We start from the raw sequence: 18,634 nt of genomic DNA on the forward strand, positions 1-18,634 counted from the left end.
CCCGCGCATTACTCTGCACATCCAGCTGAAAGAGGCCGTTTATGAACAGACTGTTCGAGATGCTCGAGCGCCTGTCTCTGCGCAGTAAATTGATCATCGGCTTCGCTGCGCTGCTGATATTGATCCTGATATTGGGCGTGCAAAGCCTGCGCACGCAGTATTCGCTAAGAACTGAAATGCAGCAGTTGTACCAACAGGATCTGGTAGGTATCCAGCATGTGCAGGAGGTCCGGGTGCAGTTGCCGCATCTGTTGCTCGCCATGCAACGTGCAATCGCGACCAACAACGCAGACATCCGTATTAGCGCCAGAGCCCAGATGGATGTCGCCCAGGCGCGACTCCACGAAGCGCTGGAGCAGGTTCGTCCAACGCTGCGCAGGCAGAGCAGCGTCAGCAGCCTGCTGGAATTCGAAATGGTATTAAAGCGTCTGCAAAAAGACGGCGATGAGGCACTGGAGCTGGCCGGCAAGGGTTCCTTGGGTCAGGCCTTGATGTTGCTCAACAGTAAGGATTTTCTTGCGCTGGAACAGGGCGGCGACGGGCTGCTCAACAAGATCGAGAAAAACAAGGAAGCCGACATCCACGATACAGCGAAGAACCTGGCGGAGTACGCAGAGCGAAGTACTGCGATTACGTCCATCTTGCTGCTGGGTGGGTCGACGCTGGCCTTGCTGTTGACCTGGCTGGTCAGTTATTCCATTCGCGTGCCGTTGAATCGCGTCCGCGTGGCGGTGGACGAATTGGCGTCCGGCAAGCTGGACGGTCACATCCCGCACACCGATCTTCGCAACGAAACCGGCGACCTGGCGCGTGCCATCGCCACGCTGCAGCTGGAAGCTTGTCAGCTTGAGCGCCAGCGCTGGATCAAAAACCACACGTCGCTCCTGCAAGTGGATCTGCAACAGGCGGAGACACCGCAGCAGTTGGCCCAGGCTTTTTTCAGCCACATCGCGCCGCAGTTGGGCATGTGCCAGGGAGCGCTTTACGTTCTCTATGAAGGCGCGGCACGCCTGCGCCTGGTTGGCGGTTATGCGGTGGACAGTGTTCATCCGCTCCCCGCTGAACTTGATCTCGGTGAAGGGTTGCTTGGCCAGTGCGCACTGGATCGCCAGCCCCGCCAGCTTCAGGATCTACCGGAACCGTTTTGGCATGTGCGCACGCCGTTGGGCGCAGCCCCCGCCAGCGTCCTGTTGGTTCAGCCCGTGATGCGTGGCGAACGCCTGCTCGGGGTGATGGAAATGGCCGGTTTTCGCCAACTGGAAGAGAACGAAGCGCTGCTGCTGCAAGAAGTCCTGCCCCGGTTGGCCGGCGCCATGGCCATTATGGAACGCAGTGAGGCAGCTCAGGCGCTGCTCTTGGAAACTCGCCGTCAGGCAGACGAAATGGGCGCGCAGGCTTTGCAACTGGAGCACCAGGCCAGCGAGCTGGAGGCCCAGCAGGCCGCATTGCGCGCCACCGAAGCCTGGTACCGCGGCATCATCGAGGCAGCACCGGACGGCATGCTGGTGCTGGGCGCCGACGGTCGCATCCTGATGACCAACCCGCAAATGGATACCCTGTTTGGCTACGCCCCCGGCGAGCTGATTGGCGCCAGCATCGAGCGTCTGGTACCGCAGGCTGCCCGCGAGCGCCATGTCAGGTTACGCGACGGCTTCATTGCCAGCGGCGGAACCCGGCAGATGGGCGGCGATCTTGACGATCTGAGCGGCGTACGCAAAGACGGCAGTTTGTTCTCCGTGGAAATCGGCCTTTCCCATCTACCGCGTCTGGAGGGGCGTGGCGTCTGTGTGTGCGCCTCGGTGCGCGATGTCAGTGAGCGCAGGGCGATGGAAGCCAGGCTGCGCACGGCCAGCGATCGTCTGAATCTGGCGCAGGAGTCCGGTGACATCGGGCTGTTCGACGTCGACCTGGTCAGCGGCACAAACTATTGGACACCCCAACTCGAAACCCTGTTTGGTCTGGAGCCAGGCGGCTTCGGCGGTACGCTGGCGCACTGGAAGGCACTGGTGCATCCCGACGATCTGGCGCGGGTCAGCAGCACGTTCGAGAGTGCCGTCCAGAGTGGCGATGATCGCGCCGAGTTCGACTTCCGGATTGTGCGTAAAAACGATGGGCAGGTGCGCACGTTCCGGTCGCTGAATCGCTTTTCACGCACGCCTGACGGCAAGCCATTGCGCGCAACCGGCATCAACATCGATGTCACCGCACTGGCAGAGGCAAGGGCTGCGGCCGAGGAGGCCACGCAGGCCAAGAGCGAGTTTCTCGCCAACATGAGCCATGAGATCCGAACACCGATGAACGCCATCATCGGCATGAGCCACCTGGCGCTGCGTACCGAACTGGATAAACGCCAGCGCAACTACATTGAAAAAGTCCACCGATCAGCGGAGAACCTGCTGGGAATCATCAACGACATTCTCGATTTTTCAAAGATCGAAGCCGGCCGAATGAGTCTCGAGCAGATCCCGTTCCGTCTGGAAGATGTACTCGACAGCTTCGCTGCCATGATCGGCTTGAAGACCGAGGACAAGGGGCTGGAGTTGTTGTTTCAGATTCCGCCTGACCTGCCCACGGCACTGCTGGGCGATCCCTTGCGGCTGGGGCAGGTGCTGATCAACCTCGGCAACAACGCGGCCAAGTTCACCGAGCACGGTGACATCGTGGTCGGCGTTGAAGAAGTTGCTTCTCACAACGAACACGTGCAACTGCATTTCTGGGTGCGCGACACGGGCATCGGCATGACCGTCGAGCAGTGTTCACGTCTGTTCCAGTCGTTCAGTCAGGCTGACACTTCGATCACTCGCAAGTACGGGGGCACCGGGCTGGGATTGTCCATCTCGAAGAAGCTGGTGGAGCTGATGGCCGGTCGAATCTGGGTTGAAAGCCAACCGGGAGTCGGCTCCACGTTTCACTTCCAGGTACAACTCGGCGTACAGCAAAATGTTCCGCCGCGTCGCATGTTCAAGGCTGGCGAGCTGTTGGGCATGCGCGTGCTTGTCGTGGATGACAACGCCAGTGCCCGTGAAATCCTTTCGGGCATGGCGCGCAGCTTTGGTCTGGAAGTGGATGTCGCGCAGAGCGGTAGTCTGGCGCTGCGCATGTTGGCCGACGCCGAGCACAAGGTGCTGCCTTACGATCTGGTCTTGATGGACTGGCGGATGCCCGGCATGGATGGCATGGAGGCTGTGAGCAGAATGCATTCCGCCAGCCTGATGCGCACGCCATCGGTGATCATGGTGACCGCTTTTGGCCGCGAAGAAGCCCGCGAAGAAGCCGAGCGCCAGGGCATCCAGTTGCCGGTGGTACTGACCAAACCTGTCACGCCGTCCTCGTTACTTGAAGCCATCGGTGTCGTGATGGGCAGAGACACCCACAGCGATACTCGGGCTGGCGAACGCTCTCTGCACAATGCCAACACCGTCGCCAGCCTCAATGGAGCGCGACTGCTTCTGGTCGAAGACAACGATCTGAATCAGGAACTGGCCAGCGAGCTGCTGGAGAGTGTCGGAATACGCTTGCGACTCGCCACGCACGGCCAAGAGGCCCTGGATATTCTCGGCGAGGATGACGACTTCGATGGCGTGCTGATGGATTGCCAGATGCCGGTGATGGATGGCTACACGGCCACCCGGAAAATTCGTCAGCAACCGCGCTTTCGCACTCTGCCAGTGATCGCCATGACCGCCAACGCCATGGACGGTGACCGCGAGCGCGCCCTCGAATGCGGTATGAACGACCATATCTCCAAGCCACTCAATGTCGAAACCATGTTCGCCACAATGGCAAAATGGATCAAGCCACGAGCCGCTCAAGCTTCGCTGAACGCAGGTTTGGTCGATGGATTGCCAGATCGTCTTGAGGGCATTGACCTGGCGGCGGGACTCGCCACCTGCATGGGGCGGCGGGATCTCTACTTACGTCTGCTCTGCAAGTTTCGCGACACTCAGACAGATTTTTCCGAGCAATTCCAGGCCGCACGAATCGATCCGGATTCTGCTGCTGCCGCACGACTGGCGCACAGCTTGCGCGGCACCGCCGGCAACATCGGCGCCAAGGCCGTGGCGCAGGCCTGCACGTTGTTAGAACAGGCCTGTCAGGACAACGAACCGGCTGAGGTCGTGCAAGCGCTAGCGATGCAGGTCGAGCATTACTTGCTCCCGACCCTCGCGAGTCTGGCGAACCTTGAGGCGGACACACTGGCCTCCACGGAGGGTGACCTGCTGGACGACGCGGGAATCAGCGAGCAACTGAACAGGCTTATTGTTCTTCTGGACGAAGGAGATACGGCGGCTTTGGACGTGCTAGCGGCCCTGCGCAACAGGCCACTCGATCGAGCGTTGGCAGAACGTCTGGCACTTGCCGCGGCGCAGGTGGAGCTGTTCGACTTTGATCGCGCCTTGAAGCTCCTTCAGTAAAAGTGAGTTGGGTAAACACGTAGCCGTTTAGTTTTAATTGCAGCTGACGGCTTTTGGCCGAGAGCCGACGCCAAATGCAATCCTGATCCCTTTGTGACAGCAGCCAGAACGCCGCCACAAAGGGATTACTCATCAATCCACTGGCACAACTTTATCCAGCGCTTGATTTACCGCCAATTCGCCCAGCATTACCACTTGCGCAATGCCCAGCGCAGTTTTGCGGTGGCCTGGGTCGAGGAGGGCGGCGAAGTTGCAGAGCATTTCTGTGGCTGAACTTAGAGATTCGCTGGCGTTAACGAGCAGGGACTCGCTGTCGTAATCGGAGTTGGCCTGAAACATGGGAGCGTGTTTCTGGTCGCTGCCCATGATGCGTTGTGTTGGCGTGAGGTAGTAATCGAGGGCGCGTTCGGCGGCGTCGTTGAGTGTTCGCGAGTCTGGAAATTTGTAGGGTGAGACTGGATCGGTTTCTGGGGGATTCGGCGTTGGTTTGAACATAGATGAAGCTCCATATGGGACTTAAGGAGCCATCACCTTCGCTACCAAACGAAAGGTGGTGGCCATACGAAGGTTGGTAGACCGGCCCATATGGAAAATCCGGCGCGCCCGAGGGCGCCCTGCGCATGGCCACCATAAGACAAATGCTGAAAAGCATCTGCGCACGGTGACGTTATGCGTCATATGGAAACGGGCTACCAAACCCCATCACTGTTTTTCAGTGACCCGGAAACGATAAAACCCGCGCCCCAGACGCACAAGCCGGCGGATTCTGGCGTAGTCGTAGGCAATGGCGCAAGACGTTGTAGCCTTAAGCAGGTAACGCGACGTGTCTTTTAAACAACCATAAAAAACGCCTAAACACGGCTCATCAACACGCTGTTCAAAATGACATTCGTCGGTCCACTCTCCAGCTCAGGCAGTGGCGGGGAACCCTCACGACAGGGCACGCACCAACACTAGGTTACAACCCCAAAAGACGAGGAAGGATACCCATGTCAGTTCACCCGATTTTGTTCCTGGGCGGTTCCGGCGCCATTGGCCACCGTTCTGCCGAAGCGTTGCGTGCTGCTTATCCCGGCGTCCCGTTGCTGATCGGCGGCCGAGACCTGGCCAAGGCTGAGCAAGCCGCCGAGGAAATGGGCGGGGCGCAGGGCGTGGTCATTGACCCTGCTGCCGATGACCTTGGGCTGGGTGATCGCCCGGTCAGCGCCGTAGCGGTTTTCTATATGGATCATTCCCTTGCCGGGTTGCGTTTCGCGCAGAGGCGACGGGTGCCGCACCTGAGCATTTCTTCCGGCATTTTCGAGATAGCGCCGCAAATTGCCAATTTCATCCATCGACCTGATGCGTCGCCCATTGTGTTGGGTTACGAATGGATGGTGGGCGCGACGACCGTGGCGACGCTGCATCTTGCCAAGGCGTTTGCCCGGGTGCGCGACATCCGCATCGATGCGTTGGTCGACGAGCAGGATGGCGGCGGGCCGACGGTGGCCAAGGATTTCGAACACCTGAACAAGATGCTGCCCGCCGCCCTGACTCGGCGCGAGGGCGATTACCTCTGGCGCGAAGGGGTGGACAAGAACGTCAGCTTCCGAGCGCTGGACGGCACGGCGATGCAAGCCAGCGGCTTCTCGTCCATCGATGTCACCGGGCTGGCGGCGGCCACCGATGCGCCAAATGTTCAGTTCAATCTCGCCAGCGGAGTGAGTTCATCGCGGCGCTCGGGTCGGCCGATGTCGACCGAGATTCTCATCGAACTGGTGGGTGAGGATCATCAAGGGCGACCGTTGCACACCCGGCATGCTCTCGTTCACCCGGCAGGCGCTGCAGCGTTGACGGGTCTGAGCGTCGCCATGCTGCTGGAGCGATTGCTTGGGCTGGATGGTCAGCCGCCGACTCCGGCAGGTCTTTACTTTCCTTATCAGTTGCTTGACGCCGGTGCATATCTGCAGCGTCTGAGTGAAGAGGGTGGTGAGTTGCTTCAACTGAATGTGCAGTAAGGCAGGCCTCTTTCGGAATGCTGATTTTGCTCAATGAGCCGCTGACGAGCCTTTAAGTGCTCGCCAGCGATGATTTGCTCACGGTGACTGCCAAACCCCACCGTCAGCCACCGGCACCTCACCCAGATGATCTTACCGATCTGTTTGAACATGACTAAGCCTCCGTCCAGTCCACCGTCGCCGTTTCGCGCCATTTCACCTCGGTGATACCGAACCGCTCGGCTTGGGGTTTGGAGATGACTTTCAACGGAGGCTTGCCGGGTTTTGGAATCGGCGCAATGCCGGCGTCGCAACTCGCCCAATGCCATGCGTCAGCGTTGCGCATGGTTTTTGCGCGGATGACGAATGACTTTGGCTGGCCGTGAAGTTTGTATTCGATGACGAAGATGTCGACGTTACTCATGCGCTCCTCCTTACGCTCATACGCAAATGAGTTTTGCCGACGAAAAAAATTCAAAGGATTTTCGGGAGTTCGTTTCAGGCCGCTGGTAGGTGTTTTGCTTTGAACGGTTGGAACCGGCGGCAGCCTAACGATCAAGTACTTACCAGGCAGGCAGAGGACGAAAAATCCCCACGATTTCAACTCCGGAGGTTAGCGGTGAACAAGACCATCAGCGCCAGGGATTTGAACATTCAGCTTAAGCACAACGATGACGGTGGCTTGTTCAAATGGCTGCTCGCGAGCTTCTTGATGGGCAAGCGGATACAGGCTGAAATCGCCGCCGAAGCGTATCGGGTGATTGCCGATAAACACGGGCGCGATACGCCGCGCAAACTGGCTGCGTGCAGCCATCGTGAACTGGTCGCGATGTTAGGGGAGGCGCATTACGTGCGTTACGACGAAACCACTGCCGTGCGGCTGCACGCCTTGGCACGCAAACTTAACGACGAGTACGCGGGCAAGGTCAGCCATATGATCGAGGCAAGCCCTGATCGCCAGGCATTCGAGAAGCGACTGGCGGAGTTCGATGGCATCGGCCCGAAGACCGTGGAAATCTTCATGCGCGAAGCCAGCGCTGTAATCAGCCTTTGATCGCGGGCCGTAAAAAAACGGTCACCGCCCGCGTCGTGCAAAGCCTATTTGACTCGACGGCCAGAACGATTGATCGCCAACAAGCACAGCCCTACCAGCAATGCCGCGCCTGCAACCAACAGCGCAGAAGGTTGCATCGGCTGGCGGTCGGCTGTTGTATGCCGCTGCGATATCGTCAGAGGTCGGGTTTTAACGGTCACTTCGTCAAACGTCCGCAATGGTGAAACGGCTTCTGCCGGAAACGGCATTTCCTCGATGCTCAGACGCAACCCATCCGCCAGTTCCAGTGTCCGCGCGGTAATCGTGCCAACGATTCTGCCCGGATAAACCGGCTCGCCATTGGGATCGAGTTGGTCATACAGGAAATTCTGTCCTTCAAGCCAGCCGACGGCCGTCTGCAACTCGGGGCCCAGGTAATACTTGCCATCGAGGAAAAATCCAGGAAATTGCGGCGCGCGCTCGACGCTTTCAATGCAGTAACGCTCACCCGGTTTCATACCGGTTTCAGGGGCAATCATGGTCAATCCCTCCACTGTAGGTTCAGTGGTAGAGAACAAGGATCGACCGTCGTTCCATGTAAAGGAGGAAAGGTAGCGGTTGTCCCGGAACGGACCTGTAACAGGCGAAAACAACTTCGCCCGACCAAGGCCGGGCGAAGCGGTGTGGCGCTAGCTCAATCAGTAATCCCAGATCGCCGGAATCCAGCGGAACGCCTCGCCATTGACGGCAACGCGGCCGACCGACGGGAAGGGCAGATGTGTGGCGACAAACAGTTCGCCACTGGCCGCTGCTTCCTGCAGCAGGCGCACGCGTACGCGCACCGCTTCATCAGGATCGTGCTCGAAGCCGTTGTGCCAGTCCGGATGGTCGAAGGCAACCGGGAACAGGGCGTCGCCGGCGAAAGTCAGGCGTTCGGCGCCGGAGGTCACGTAGACCACGCAGTGGCCCGGGGTGTGGCCGCCAGTGAGTTTTGCGACCACGCCGGGGGCGACTTCGAACGCGTCCTCGAAGATATGCAGTTTGCTTTGGTATTGCTGGATGAAGGCGTTGGCGGTGGAGCGCAGCACGTCCGGCACAGGCGCGGGCATGTCGGTGCTGGTGAAGTCCGGCGAGGTCCAGAAGTCGACTTCGGTGGCGGTGACGTGGATGCGCACGTTGTCGTGCAGACGATTTTTCACCGTCTCGACGAGTAAGCCGCCGATGTGGTCCATGTGCATGTGCGTGATGACAATATCGGTGACGTCCGCGAGGTCGATACCGGCCGCCGCGAGGCGTTTGGGAAACTGCCCGGCGCGAGGGAAACCGGGAAATTGTCCGCCGAGGCCGGCGTCGACGAGGATCACCTGTTCGCCGCTGCGCACCACCAGCACATTGAGTGCCCAGTCGAACGCGTCGGGACCCAGATACATCTCTTTGAACCACGCGGCGCGCTCGGCGGGATCGGCGTTGGTCGACATGGTTTGGGTCGGCAGCGGCAGGACGCCGTCGCTGATTACCATCACGTCGATGTTGCCGAGGCGCAGCGCGTAACGCGATGGCACCAGCTCTTCGGTCGGGGTTTGCAGGGTGGCCTTGTGGGCGGTGAAGGAATCCAGATGTATGGTCATGGTGTTCTCCTTTTTATCAGGCAAGACATCGGTTCTTGGACAATGGGGGCGAGATCAGGCCACCGGAATCATCGGGTCGGCAGCGGCGAGGGCGGTGCGACGGTCAGCGGCCGGCGGGTAGATCCACACACTGTTGATTTGCGTCTTCAGTTCCTTGGCTTCGGCTTTCACCAGCTTCAGTTGGCGATCCCAGCCTTCGGTGTACACCGCGCCCCAAGCACCCAAATCGAGGCAGGTCACGTACTTCGGCTGACGGTAGGTGGTCGGCGTCACGCCAAGCAGATCAGCAATGGCGTTGTTGCCGGCATGACGACCAAGGCTGATCGCGTGCTGGCAGGACATCACCGAGATATTGCCGACGTCGTCGGTGGCAGCACGGGCGACATCGCCGGCGGCGAACACGTGCTCAAGACCTTGCACTTTGAGATTGCCGTCGACGTGCAGACGCCCTTGGCCATCGCGTTCGGCATTGAGCTGTTCGGTCAGTGGACTGGCGCGGAAACCCACGGTCCAGATCACGGTATTGCTCTCGATGTGGCGACCGTCGGCGAGGGTGACGCCGTTGGCATCCACGGCGGCGACCGTGGCGTCGATGATCCACTCGATGCCCAGTTCTTTTGACGCTTCGATGATGGACGGACGGATGCCGTCGCCCATGGTCGCGGCGATGTCTTTGCTGCGATCAACGATGATCACTCGAATGTCTTGCAGCTCGCCGAGAATGGCGCGCAGACGGTTCGGCATTTCGGTCGCGGTTTCGATACCGGTGAAGCCACCACCGGCGATGACCACTGTGTTGCGCGCGGCGCTGGCCGGTTGGCTGGCCAGCGCGTGCAGGTGGCGCTCCAGGCGTGCCGCCGACTCGATCTGGTCGACGTCGAACGCATTCTCTTTCAGGCCCGGCACTGGCGGACGCGCCAGTTGACTGCCGCTGGCCAGCACCAGGCGATCGTAAGTCAGCTCACCCGGGCGACCGGCCTCATCGCGATAACCGACACGGCGTGCCTGGCTGTCAATGCTCTCGGCGGTGCCTTTGACGAAACGCACACCCACGGCAGCGAGCAGCGCATCCAGCGGCGCGTACATGCTGTGGACATCGGGTTCGTAGAAGCGCGGACGGATGCGCAGTTCGGCTTGCGGGGCGAGCAGTGTGATCTCCACATCGTGGCGGTCATGCATATCCAGCAAACGCGCGGCGCTCAACGTGCTCCACAGCCCGCCGAACCCCGTACCGATCACCAATAATTGCTGTTTCATAATGTGCTCCCTGATGCTGATGGATGGATAACCCGAGTTTTTTCAGACACTGGCGTGATGATCACTGGCCGCCGCAAACTGCTTGCCGTACTGCATGGCGCTTAATCGTCCGCTGTCGAAATCAATGCTATGGCGTGGGCGCTGCGGGCGCAGTTGTCCATCGGTGTGTGCGGATTACGCATGGGTCGAAGGGCGGTATACGAAGGTATCGAACACGCTACAGAGGACGGTTCAGGGCAAAGTCGATGTGGTTGAGAAGGGTGTCGGGCGGGAAGGGTTTGGGCAGACAAGCGATGACACCGGGCGCGCGGGTGTGGAATTCTTCGGGATGGGCGGTGACGAAAATCACCGGAATGCGCCAGCCTTGTGCGCGTAATGCTTCGTGCAGTTGCGGGCCGCTCATGCCAGGCATCTGGATATCGGAGATCAGGCAGTGTGTCTGCGCCGGGCTTTTTGACTCAAGGAATGCCTGCGCGCCCGGATAGGTGAACACCTGATAACCGAAGGCGCGAAGCAAACCTGCGAGTGCATCGCGAATGGCCTCGTCGTCGTCAACCACCGCAATGACAACCTTGTGCTGCATAGGGCTCCCTGGCCGGACGGGCACATATCGCGACTCCTGTCGTTCTTGCACCATACGCCCTCAGCACCGGCGCAAAACTATACCTAGGTATAGTCCGTGGAGACTTTTTGAGCGTCAGCGGTTTTCGGCATCAACCTTCGCGGCTGAAGCGGCTGCGGTAGTCGCGCGGTGAAATCGACAGGTGACGCTGGAAGCAGGCGCGCAGCCGCTCTTCATCACCGAAGCCGCAAAGACGCGCAACCTTGTCGATGGTGTGCGCCGAGTTCTCCAGCATGCGCCTGGCCGCTTCGAGGCGGAACAGTTCAATGGCTTTGGACGGCGTGCGCCCGGTGCTCTGTTTGTAGACGCGGGTGAAATTGCGCAGGCTCATTTTCGCCTGTTCGGCGAGTCGCTCTACAGTCAACTTCGGATCGTCCAGGTGATCGATCAGCCACAAGTGCAGCGGGTCGAACTGCGGGCTGTCCTGCACCTGCGCTTGCAGCAATGTGCTGTATTGCGCCTGACCACCGGGGCGCTTGAGGTACACCACTAGCTCGCGGGCAACCTGCAACGCCACTTCGCGGCCGTAATCGGCCTCGACCAGCGCTAAGGCCAGATCGATACCGGCCGTGACCCCCGCCGAGGTCCAGACCTTGCCCTGCTGGATGAAGATCGCATCGGCATCCACGTCGATCGCCGGGAAGCGCTCGCGCAGGTTGTCGCACATGGCCCAGTGCGTGGCGGTGCGGCAGCCGTCGAGCAAACCGGACTGGGCCAGCAGGAAAGCGCCGCTGCACACCGACACCACTCGCCTCGCGACAGGAGCATTACGCCGCAACCACGCGGTAAGTTCGGCATGCTCGTCGAGGGTCTGGCAGATATCGGGTGCGCCGGGTACGACGAGGGTGTGCAGCGCGGCAATGTCCAATTCGCGCAGCGCTCGGGTGTCCACGGCCAAACCTTCAACGGTATTGACCAAACCACCCTCAAGGCTGGCGGTGTGCAACTGATAACCGGGTTGGTATCTTTCGGCCAAGGCTTTGCTCGCGGCCCAGAACACCGTTTGCGCGCCACTGAGGTCGAGCAGGCTCATTCGCGGGTAGGCAATAAACACCACGTCGCGCGGTTCGGGCGTAGCGGTGAAGGGAATGCTGGACATTGAAATCCTGCCTGTTCAAACGGCTAAAGAAGGAGGGGAAAGGGCATGGCCGATTTTCAGGGGTTTCTGGCCTGTCGGCAATGCGCGTCGACTGCTAGCCTGCTGCGCGACCGTTTGGCTGGCCTCTGGCTGCGTTCGCCATCATGGACTAGATTTATTCACCTGCACATCGCACACGTTGCGATCTCGCCGAGGACTCACGATGACCCTGTGGTCGCATTCCAGCCCCAGCGCAGCCCCGTCCGTGCTGAGGGAACCGGTGGTTTATGTGGTCGACGACGACACCTCCATGCGTCAGGCCCTCGACGGTTTGCTGCGTTCGATCGGCCTGCAGGTGCAGACCTTTGAAACGTCCCGAGACTTCCTCGCTTCGGCCAAACGCGACGTGCCCGGTTGTCTGGTGCTCGATGTGCGTTTGCGCGGTGAAAGTGGCCTGACCTTTCAGGAGCAAATGGAAAAAAACGGCCTGCGCATTCCCGTCGTGTTCATGACCGGTCACGGCGATATCGCCATGAGCGTGAAGGCGATGAAGGCCGGCGCGGTGGATTTCCTGGCCAAGCCTTTTCGTGATCAGGACATGCTCGATGCGGTGGCCAGTGCTTTGGCCCGCGACAGTGCGCGACTGCTCGCCGAACAATCCGGCGCGGCGTTGCGTCAAGCCTACGAAACATTGACGGCACGTGAGCGCGAAGTGCTCGGTTTCGTCATTGGCGGGCTGATGAACAAGCAGATCGCCGCGCAACTCAACCTCAGCGAAGTGACGGTGAAAGTCCATCGCGGGCAGGTCATGAGGAAACTCGCTGCACGTTCGGTCGCCGATCTGGTGCGTATTGCCGAATCGCTGGGCATCGAGCCGGCGCGGCGGACAAGCTGAACCGAGCTTCAGCGCGTGACAGAAACCCCTTTGACGGTGTCGACTCCGATGGCCAGCAAACAACAGATTTTGTGGGACGACGGCGAGCGGGTGTTCTCCCGCAAACGAGGACAGGGGGAGAGCGCCAGCCTGCTGATAGTGCGTCCGGCAATCGCTCAGCCTTTGCCCGCAACCCTCGACCGGCTGGCGCATGAATACGGCCTCAAAGACGCTCTGCACAATGAATGGGCGCTGCAACCGCAAGCCCTTGAACGCGCGGGCGGAACCACGCACTTGTTATTCGACGACCCCGGCGGCGAGCCGCTGTCGCGTTTGCTGATCACGCCGCTGGACACTGAAACCTGCCTGTTGCACGCAATCAACATAGCCGTAGCGCTTGGCCGTTTGCACCTGTGCGGGCTGGTGCACAAGGATCTCAAACCGCAGCACATCCTTGTCAACTGCCACGACGGACAAGCCCGGTTGATGGGGTTTGGTCTGGCCTCGCGACTGCCGCGCGAACGTCAGGCCCCCGCGCCGCCAGAAACCATTGCCGGGACCCTGGCCTACATGGCGCCGGAACAAACCGGTCGAATGAATCGTTCGATCGATTCGCGCAGCGATTTGTATGCCTTTGGTGTGACGCTGTACCAGATGCTTACCGGCTCGCTGCCGTTCAACGCCAACGACCCGATGGAGTGGGTGCATTGCCACATTGCGCGGCAACCGATGCCTGCATGCGAACGCGTGGCCACGGTGCCGTTGATGCTCTCGCGGGTAGTCATGAAACTGCTCGCCAAGACCGCCGAAGCGCGCTACCAAACCGCCGCCGGCGTCGAGCATGACTTGCGTCGTTGTCTGGACGACTGGCGTCGGGCGCGGCGGATCGATGTGTTCACGTTGAACGAGCAGGGCGCGATCGATCGCTTGCTGATCCCGGAAAAGCTCTACGGTCGTGAACGCGAAGTGCAAACCCTGATCGATGCTTTCGCCCAGGTGGTGCGGGCTCCTTCGCCGAAGCTGGTGCTGGTGTCCGGTTACTCCGGCATTGGTAAATCCTCGGTGGTCAGTGAACTGCACAAAGTGCTGGTGCCGTCGCGGGGATTGTTCGCCGCTGGCAAGTTCGATCAGTACAAGCGCGACATCCCCTATGCGACGCTGGTCCAGGCCTTTCAAGGATTGGTGCGAACGCTGCTGGGCAAGCGTCGCGAGGTGCTCGCTGACTGGCGCGCGGCGTTGTTGCAGGCACTGTCACCGAATGCACGGTTGATGACCGAGCTGATCCCGGAACTCAAGTTGATTATCGGTGAGCCGCCAGCGGTGCCGGAGCTTGAACCGCAGCAGGCGCAGCAGCGCTTCATGGCGGTATTGCAGCGCTTCATCGGCGTGTTTGCTCGGCCGGAACATCCGTTGACGCTGTTTCTCGATGATTTGCAATGGCTCGACGCAGCGACCCTCGATCTGCTCGAAGATCTGCTGACCCGCTCGGAGCTTGGGCATTTGCTGCTGGTGGGCGCGTACCGCAATAACGAGGTCGATGCCGACCACCCGCTCAGCGGCAAACTCAAAGTGCTGCGTAATGGCGGCGTGCATATCGACGAGATCTGCCTGACCTCGCTGGCCAGCGTGCACATCGAGCAACTGATCGCAGAATCCCTGCGCTGCCCACCCGCGAGCATCGTTGCCCTGGCGCGCCTGGTGCTGGAAAAGACCGGCGGCAATCCGTTTTTCGTCATCCAGTTTCTTCACGCGTTGGCCGAAGAACAGCTGCTGATCTACGACCACCAATTCAACCGTTGGCGCTGGGATCTGGCACTCATCAACGCCAAGGGCTACACCGATAACGTGGTCGATCTGATGGTTGGCAAACTGGCGCGTCTGCCGTTGGACACGCGTCAGGCCCTGCAACAATTGGCCTGCCTGGGCAACGTAGCGCGCATTGATACGCTGGCCACCGTGCTTGACCTGCCGACGGCGCGGGTGCACGCGGCGCTGTGGCCGGCGGTGCGCCAGGAACTGGTGGAGTTTCACGACGGTACTTGTGCGTTTGTCCATGACCGTATCCACGAGGCGGCATACTCACTAACCGCGGAAACCGAACGTGCGCAAACTCATCTGCGTATCGGCCGTTTGCTCGCCCTGCAGACGCCAGCGGAGGGGCGTGAAGACGCGATCTTCGAAATCGTCGGGCAACTCAATCGCGGCGCCAGTCTGATCAGCGCGCGGGCCGAACGCGAACAGCTGGCCGAATTCAACCTGCTCGCAGGTCAGCGTGCCAAGGCTTCGACCGCTTACACCTCAGCATTGAGCTACTTGGGCACGGGTGCGGCGTTGCTCGGCGAGCACGGTGATGACCGTCGCCATGAACTGGGGTTTGCTCTGGAGCTGAACCGCGCCGAGTGCGAATTTCTCACTGGGCAACTGGCACTGGCCGATGCGCGCCTGACTGCACTGGCCGAGCGCGTCGAGACCACGGTAGAGCGGGCGGCAGTCACCTGTTTGTTGATGGATGTCTGCCTGCTGCTCGACCGCAGTGACCGCGCGGTGAATGTGTGCCTGACGTATTTACGTCAGGTCGGTATCGACTGGACGGCGCATCCGGACGATCAGCAGGTGCGCGCCGAATACCACCAGATCTGGAGGCAACTGGGTGAACGCAGCATCGAGCAGTTGATCGACCTGCCACTGATGGAGGATCCGGCCACGCTGGTGACACTGGATGCGTTGAGCAAACTGTTGGCCCCGGCGTTGCAGTCCGATGCGAACCTCGCCTGCCTGACCATATGCAAAGCCGTTAACCTGAGCCTGGAGCACGGTAATTGCGACGCCTCCTGCATGCTCTACGCCAATGTTGTGCGGGTTGCCGGGCGGCGCTTCGGCGATTATGCCAGCGGTTACCGCTTTGGCCGCTTGGGCTGCGATCTGGTCGACCGCCGTGGCCTTGCGCAATACGAAGCGCGTACCTACCTGTGCTTTTCGATCTTCGTGGTGCGCTGGATGCGCCCGGTGCGTGAGTGCCGCGAATTGCTGCGGCGTGCGCTCAGCGCCGGCAACCGCACCGGCGATTTGCCCTATGCAGCCTACGCTGGCAATAGCCTGATTTCCGACTTGCTGTTCATTGGCGAGCCGCTGGCGGAAGTGCAGGTGCAGGCTGAAACGGGTCTGGCTTACTCGCAAAGAATCCGCTTCGGTCTGGTGATCAGTTTCATGAGTTGCCAACGGGCACTGATCCGCATGTTGCGAGGGCAGACCCCGGTGTTTGGCAGTTTCAATGATGAAGAATTCGATGAGACACGCTTTGAGGCGAGCCTCGCTGCTCCGGACCTGGCCTTGGCTCGGGGCAAGTACTGGGTGCGCAAGTTGCAGGCGCGTTATCTGGCCGGGGATTACGCAGCGGCCGCCGATTGCGCGGCGCAGGCCCGGGAACTGTTGTGGGTGATCTCCTCGTTTTTTGAAGAGGCCGAATTTCACTTTTACGCAGCGTTAACGTTGGCTGCCCACGGCGAAGCCGATACCGACCGATTGCAACGCTTGGGCGAGCACCACGATCAACTGCAAACCTGGGCGCAACAGTGTGCGGAAACCTTCGCCAGTCAGACGGCGCTGGTCGCAGCCGAAATCGCTCGGGTCACCGGGCAGTTGATCGAAGCCGAGATGCTGTACGAGCAAGCGATTCAGTTGGCCAGGGACAACGGCTTTGTGCATGTCGAAGCCTTGGCCAACGAACTCGCAGCGCGGTTCTACAGTGCCCGTGGTCTGAGCAAAATCGCCCGCCTGTACCTGCAAGATGCGCGCTACGGTTACTTGCGCTGGGGGGCAGAGGGCAAGGTGCGGCAACTGGAGCTACAGCACCGTTATCTGCGCAATGAAGATACGGCGCCCGGTCCGACTGCGACCATCGCCACCCCGGTCGAGCATCTGGATCTGGCCACGGTTCTCAAGGTGTCCCAGGCCGTTTCAGGCGAGATCGTGCTGGATCGACTGATCGAAATGGTCATGCGCACCGCTATCGAACAGGCTGGCGCCGAGCATGGCCGGCTGATTCTGACCGAAGGCGAGGCGCCGTATATCGCCGCGAAAACCAGTGTCGGTGACGACAGCGCGCTGCTTTGCCATGAGCCGGTAAGTTCATCGATGCTGGCCGAATCGGTGCTCTACCAGACCCTGCGCACCGGTGAAAATCTGTGTCTGGACGATGCCGTCGCCGATCCGGCATTTGCCGCTGATCTGTACATTCATCAACGCGGCGCTCGCTCGATCCTGTGCCTGCCGTTGATGAATCAGGGCCGGATTGCCGGGGCGCTGTACCTGGAGAACAATCTGTCTGCGGGTGTGTTCAGTCCGGCGCGCATTGCCGTATTGCGATTGGTGGCTTCGCAGGCGGCGATTTCGCTGGACAACGCGCGGCTGTATCGAGACGTCGCCGAGCGCGAGGCGAGGATTCGCCGGTTGGTCGACGCCAATATCATCGGCATCATCGTCTGGAGTGTCGACGGTGAAATCATTGAGGCCAACGACGCGTTCCTGCGCATGGTCGGTTACGAGCGCGACGATCTGCTGTCAGGCAGGGTGCATTGGCGCGACATGACACCGCCGCCACTGCGCATGAAAAGTGAAGCCGCGCTGGCGACGGCAATCCGCACCGGGCGCGCCCAGCCGTTCGAGAAGGAATACATCCGCAAGGACGGCACTCGCCTGCCGGTGATCGTCGGTCTGGCCGCATTCGAAGCCAGTCAGCAGCAGGGCGTGGCCTTCGTGCTTGACCTGAGCGAACGCAAACAGGCCGAAGAGCAAGTGCGCGAAGGCGAGCGCCGATATCGCCAGGTACAAGCGGAACTGGCCCACGCTAATCGCGTGGCGACCATGGGCCAGTTGGCAGCGTCCATTGCCCATGAAGTCAACCAGCCAATCGCCGCCACCGTGATCAATGCCAACGCGGCGTTGCGCTGGCTCGGCGCGCAACCGCCGAACACCGATGAAGTTGAACAGGGCCTCAGACGCATCATCAACGACGGTAACCGCGCGGCCGACGTGCTCGGACGTATCCGCGCATTGATCCGCAAAACACCGCCGCAACGACATCCGGTGGACCTCAACGCGGTAGTGGGCGAGATGGTCGGGTTTACCCGGGGTGAAGCGGCCCGCTATGGCGCGGCGGTCACCACGCGCCTTGTCAACGATTTGCCTGCCGTGCTGGTTGACCGCGTCGAGCTGCAACAGGTGCTGCTCAATCTGATCATCAACGGTCTGGAGGCCATGGCGGTGATCGAGGAGGGCGAGCGTCGGTTAATCATTGTCAGCGAGTCTGTCGGGAAAGACGTGCGGATTGTCGTAAGCGACTCGGGACCGGGATTTGCCTGCGATCAGGTGGAGGAGGTTTTCACCGCGTTCTACACCACCAAAGTCACCGGGTTGGGGATGGGGTTGTCGATCTGCCGGTCGATCATCGAAGCCCATGACGGTCACTTGTGGGCGGAGGCGAACGCGCCGTGTGGGGCGCGTGTGGTGTTTACGTTGCCGGGGTGTGCGGGGAGGTGAGGGCGAGATGAGGGTATCTGTCGTCAGATACTGGGTGACTTATCGGTATTCATTGCGACCGATTGGTTTCGATATGTCGATATCAGACACAACCATGACGCAATCAGGCTACTGAATCATCTGACAGGCCGGGTAAGGTGACACGTCTTCACATCAAAATAATCCCATCCAGATCATGGGGTTGATAAGAACTGCGGCGGTTGAAGGGGGCTT

The 18,634-nt window shown here is 60.4% G+C and carries 13 protein-coding genes; 5 read left to right on the plus strand and 8 right to left on the minus strand.

Going from position 1 to position 18,634, the window contains the following annotated elements:
• Window positions 1-41: 41 nt before the first annotated feature.
• Complete coding sequence (locus tag AB4N74_RS07675) at window positions 42-4,415, plus strand: response regulator (protein ID WP_460099152.1); 4,374 nt, start codon at window positions 42-44, stop codon at window positions 4,413-4,415.
• Window positions 4,416-4,547: 132 nt separating this feature from the next.
• Here the strand turns inward: AB4N74_RS07675 and AB4N74_RS07680 are convergent, their stop codons facing one another.
• Window positions 4,548-4,910, minus strand: a complete 363-nt coding sequence (locus AB4N74_RS07680; protein WP_186624198.1) for a DUF6124 family protein — start codon at window positions 4,908-4,910, stop codon at window positions 4,548-4,550.
• Window positions 4,911-5,404: 494 nt separating this feature from the next.
• On the opposite strand from AB4N74_RS07680, the gene AB4N74_RS07685 reads away from it, so the two are divergent.
• The gene (locus tag AB4N74_RS07685; protein WP_460099155.1) at window positions 5,405-6,412 is read left to right on the plus strand and encodes an NAD(P)-dependent oxidoreductase; all 1,008 of its coding nucleotides are present in this window, start codon (window positions 5,405-5,407) and stop codon (window positions 6,410-6,412) included.
• Here the strand turns inward: AB4N74_RS07685 and AB4N74_RS07690 are convergent.
• Entirely contained in the window at window positions 6,394-6,564 is a 171-nt protein-coding gene (locus AB4N74_RS07690) for a hypothetical protein (RefSeq protein WP_175559598.1), read from the minus strand. The genes AB4N74_RS07685 and AB4N74_RS07690 overlap by 19 nt on opposite strands.
• Before the next feature lie 2 nt (window positions 6,565-6,566).
• Window positions 6,567-6,815 carry a DUF6555 family protein gene (locus AB4N74_RS07695; protein ID WP_077572547.1) on the minus strand — a complete coding sequence of 83 codons (249 nt, stop codon included), beginning with the start codon at window positions 6,813-6,815 and terminating at the stop codon, window positions 6,567-6,569.
• A gap of 195 nt (window positions 6,816-7,010) precedes the next feature.
• On the opposite strand from AB4N74_RS07695, the gene AB4N74_RS07700 reads away from it, so the two are divergent.
• Window positions 7,011-7,445, plus strand: a complete 435-nt coding sequence (locus tag AB4N74_RS07700; RefSeq protein WP_099758936.1) for an HhH-GDP family DNA glycosylase — start codon at window positions 7,011-7,013, stop codon at window positions 7,443-7,445.
• Window positions 7,446-7,489: 44 nt separating this feature from the next.
• On the opposite strand, the gene AB4N74_RS07705 is transcribed toward AB4N74_RS07700, so the two are convergent.
• The 5 genes from AB4N74_RS07705 to AB4N74_RS07725 all read right to left on the minus strand — a co-directional run bounded on the left by AB4N74_RS07705 (window position 7,490) and on the right by AB4N74_RS07725 (window position 12,030).
• Entirely contained in the window at window positions 7,490-7,963 is a 474-nt protein-coding gene (locus AB4N74_RS07705) for a short chain dehydrogenase (RefSeq protein ID WP_460099159.1), read from the minus strand.
• Window positions 7,964-8,122: 159 nt separating this feature from the next.
• Window positions 8,123-9,052 (minus strand): MBL fold metallo-hydrolase, encoded by a 930-nt coding sequence (locus AB4N74_RS07710; RefSeq protein WP_460099161.1) that lies wholly within the window; start codon window positions 9,050-9,052, stop codon window positions 8,123-8,125.
• Between the two features lie 54 nt (window positions 9,053-9,106).
• Complete coding sequence (locus tag AB4N74_RS07715; protein ID WP_460099164.1) at window positions 9,107-10,309, minus strand: NAD(P)/FAD-dependent oxidoreductase; 1,203 nt, start codon at window positions 10,307-10,309, stop codon at window positions 9,107-9,109.
• Window positions 10,310-10,526: 217 nt separating this feature from the next.
• Window positions 10,527-10,892, minus strand: coding sequence for a response regulator transcription factor (locus AB4N74_RS07720; protein ID WP_093433326.1), 366 nt, complete (start codon window positions 10,890-10,892; stop codon window positions 10,527-10,529).
• A 130-nt stretch (window positions 10,893-11,022) separates the two neighbouring features.
• Window positions 11,023-12,030 (minus strand): GlxA family transcriptional regulator, encoded by a 1,008-nt coding sequence (locus AB4N74_RS07725; RefSeq protein ID WP_460099167.1) that lies wholly within the window; start codon window positions 12,028-12,030, stop codon window positions 11,023-11,025.
• A gap of 202 nt (window positions 12,031-12,232) precedes the next feature.
• Between AB4N74_RS07725 and AB4N74_RS07730 the strand changes: the two genes are divergently transcribed.
• Together AB4N74_RS07730 and AB4N74_RS07735 are read left to right on the plus strand one after the other, a co-directional pair.
• Window positions 12,233-12,904, plus strand: coding sequence for a response regulator transcription factor (locus AB4N74_RS07730; RefSeq protein WP_258709754.1), 672 nt, complete (start codon window positions 12,233-12,235; stop codon window positions 12,902-12,904).
• A gap of 48 nt (window positions 12,905-12,952) precedes the next feature.
• Window positions 12,953-18,421 (plus strand): trifunctional serine/threonine-protein kinase/ATP-binding protein/sensor histidine kinase, encoded by a 5,469-nt coding sequence (locus AB4N74_RS07735; protein ID WP_460099170.1) that lies wholly within the window; start codon window positions 12,953-12,955, stop codon window positions 18,419-18,421.
• Window positions 18,422-18,634 lie beyond the last annotated feature (213 nt).

The organism is Pseudomonas sp. H3_C08 (assembly GCF_054669455.1).

Excerpts from the sequence above, each read along its gene's own strand:
- AB4N74_RS07720 (WP_093433326.1), bottom strand. The coding sequence starts at position 10,892 with ATGCAGCACAAGGTTGTCATTGCGGTGGTTGACGACGACGAGGCCATT.
- AB4N74_RS07685 (WP_460099155.1), top strand. The coding sequence starts at position 5,405 with ATGTCAGTTCACCCGATTTTGTTCCTGGGCGGTTCCGGCGCCATTGGC.
- AB4N74_RS07710 (WP_460099161.1), bottom strand. The coding sequence starts at position 9,052 with ATGACCATACATCTGGATTCCTTCACCGCCCACAAGGCCACCCTGCAA.
- AB4N74_RS07735 (WP_460099170.1), top strand. The coding sequence starts at position 12,953 with ATGGCCAGCAAACAACAGATTTTGTGGGACGACGGCGAGCGGGTGTTC.
- AB4N74_RS07730 (WP_258709754.1), top strand. The coding sequence starts at position 12,233 with ATGACCCTGTGGTCGCATTCCAGCCCCAGCGCAGCCCCGTCCGTGCTG.
- AB4N74_RS07675 (WP_460099152.1), top strand. The coding sequence starts at position 42 with ATGAACAGACTGTTCGAGATGCTCGAGCGCCTGTCTCTGCGCAGTAAA.
- AB4N74_RS07695 (WP_077572547.1), bottom strand. The coding sequence starts at position 6,815 with ATGAGTAACGTCGACATCTTCGTCATCGAATACAAACTTCACGGCCAG.
- AB4N74_RS07705 (WP_460099159.1), bottom strand. The coding sequence starts at position 7,963 with ATGATTGCCCCTGAAACCGGTATGAAACCGGGTGAGCGTTACTGCATT.
- AB4N74_RS07680 (WP_186624198.1), bottom strand. The coding sequence starts at position 4,910 with ATGTTCAAACCAACGCCGAATCCCCCAGAAACCGATCCAGTCTCACCC.
- AB4N74_RS07715 (WP_460099164.1), bottom strand. The coding sequence starts at position 10,309 with ATGAAACAGCAATTATTGGTGATCGGTACGGGGTTCGGCGGGCTGTGG.
- AB4N74_RS07690 (WP_175559598.1), bottom strand. The coding sequence starts at position 6,564 with ATGTTCAAACAGATCGGTAAGATCATCTGGGTGAGGTGCCGGTGGCTG.
- AB4N74_RS07725 (WP_460099167.1), bottom strand. The coding sequence starts at position 12,030 with ATGTCCAGCATTCCCTTCACCGCTACGCCCGAACCGCGCGACGTGGTG.